General features: G+C 80.3%; 1 protein-coding gene. It reads left to right on the top strand.

The genetic code is table 11. The features are described from left to right. A partial coding sequence (locus tag GTR00_RS25215) for a primosomal protein N' family DNA-binding protein (RefSeq protein WP_205706217.1) occupies positions 1-2,042 on the top strand: 2,042 nt, incomplete at its 5' end. Positions 2,043-2,223 lie beyond the last annotated feature (181 nt).

The following is a 2,223-nucleotide window of genomic DNA, read 5'->3' as shown; positions in this document are numbered from 1 at the left end:
CCCGCGCTCCGGCCAAGCCGGCGCGCGGGCGGGCCCGGCGCCCCAAGGCGCTCGAGGGCGTGGCCGCCACCGACCCGGTCGCGCGCGTGCTCGTGTCCACCTCGCTGCCGCACCTGGACCGCCCCTTCGACTACCTCGTGCCCGCCTCGATGGAGCACACCGCCGAGCCGGGCCGGCTCGTGCGCGTCCCCTTCGCCGGCAGCGACGTGGAAGGCTGGGTGCTGCAGCGCAGCGCCGCCAGCGAGCACCCCGGCAAGCTGGCGCGCCTGCGCCGCGTCGTCTCCGGCCTGCCGGTGCTCTCCCCGCCGGTGCTGGCGCTCGCCGAGCGCGTCGCCGAGCACTACGCCGGCACCCTGGCCGACGTGCTGCGCCTGGCGGTGCCCGGCCGGCACGCCGGCGCCGAGGAGGCGCTGCTGCGCGCCGAGCCCGTGCACCACGAACCGGTGCCCGACCCCGTGGCCACCGGTGAGGACCTCGCCGGCTGGGAGCGCCACGGCGCCGGGCGCGCGTTCCTCACCCACCTGGCCGGCGGCGCGTCCCCGCGCGCGGTGGCCACCCTGGCGCCGGGCACCGACTGCTTCGAGGCGCTGGCCCTGGCCGCCCGCGCCACCCTGGCCTCCGGACGCACCGCGCTGCTGCTGGTGCCGGACCACCGCGACCTGCTGCGCCTGGACGCCGCCCTGGCGCGCCGCCTGCCCACCGGCGCCCACGTGCTGCTGGAGGCCGACGCCGGGCCCTCCGCCCGCTACACCGCGTTCCTGCAGGCCCTCACCGGCCGCGCCCGCGTCGTCGCCGGCACCCGCGCCGCCGTCTTCGCGCCCCTGCCGAACCTCGGCCTGCTGGCGGTGCTCGAGGACGGCGAGGACTCCCACGCCGAGCAGCGCGCCCCCTACCCCCACGCCCGAGAGGTCGCCGTCCTGCGCGCCGGCACCACCGGCGCCGCCGCCCTCTTCGCCGGGCGCACCCGCACCGCCGAGACGCAGCTGCTGCTGGAGAGCGGCTGGGCGCGCGCGGTCACCGCGCCCCGCGAGGCCGTGCGCGCCGGCGCCCCCCGCGTCGCGGTCGCCGGCACCAGCGGCCACGACGCGCAGGACCCGCTGGCCGCCGCCGCCCGCCTGCCCGGCGACGGCTGGCGCGTGCTGCGCGACGCCGTGCGCCGCGGCCCCGTCCTGGTGCAGGTGCCGCGCACGGGGTACGTGCCCGCGCTGGCGTGCCGCACCTGCCGCGAACCGGCCCGCTGCACCGCCTGCCACGGCCCGCTGGCCCTGACCGACCCCGACGCCCCGCCGTCGTGCCGCTGGTGCGGTCGCCCCGCCACCGACTGGGTCTGCCCCACCTGCGGCGACGGGCGCGTGCGCGCGGTGGTCACCGGCGCCCGCCGCACCGCCGAGGAGCTCGGGCGCGCCTTCCCCGGGGTGGACGTGCGCACCTCCGGCGGCTCGCGCGTGCTGGACGACGTGCCCGCCGAGCCGTCGCTGGTCATCGCCACCCCCGGCGCCGAGCCCGTCGCCCCGGGCGGCTACGCCGCCGCCCTGCTGCTGGACGGCTGGGCCCTGCTCTCCCGCCCCGACCTGCGCGCCCAGGAGGAGGCCCTGCGCCGCTGGGCCGCCGCCGCGGCCCTGGTGCGTCCGGCCTCTGCCGGCGGCGTCGTCGTCGTGGTGGCCGACCCGCAGGCCGCGGCCGTGCAGGCGCTGGTGCGCTGGGACCCCGCCGGCTTCGCCGAGCGGGAGCTGGCCCAGCGCGCCGAGCTGGACCTGCCTCCCGCCGCCCGCTTCGCCGGGCTCATCGGCTCCACCGCCGATGTGGCCGAAGCGGTGGGCGCCGCCCTGGCGGCCATGCCGGACGTCCCCGGGGCGCGGGTGCTCGGCCCCATCCCGCTGCCCCCGCGGCCCGGCGCCGCCGAGCAGGTGCGCACGGTGGTGCGCGTGCCCCGCCCCGCCTCGGCCGAGCTGGCGCGCGCGCTCAAGGCCGTCACCGCCGGGCGCAGCGTGCGCAAGCTGCCCGTGGTGCGGGTGCGGGTGGACCCGCAGCAGATCGGCTGAGGACGTCGACGGCGCACCCCTCGGGGCGGGCAGCGAGGGGGTCGTGCGGCTGTCGCCGCAGCTCTGGTCGGTGCTGGGTCCTGTGGTGTCGCAGGGATTTGACCCGGTGGTGGGCTGTGGTTAACGTGGTGCTCACACCGCGCGGCGGGGAGGAACGGACGGGTCACCGGCCGGTCCCTGG

The organism is Kineococcus indalonis (assembly GCF_009906395.1).
Lineage (GTDB): Bacteria > Actinomycetota > Actinomycetes > Actinomycetales > Kineococcaceae > Kineococcus > Kineococcus indalonis.
This window is presented reverse-complemented; position numbering and strand designations above follow the sequence as displayed.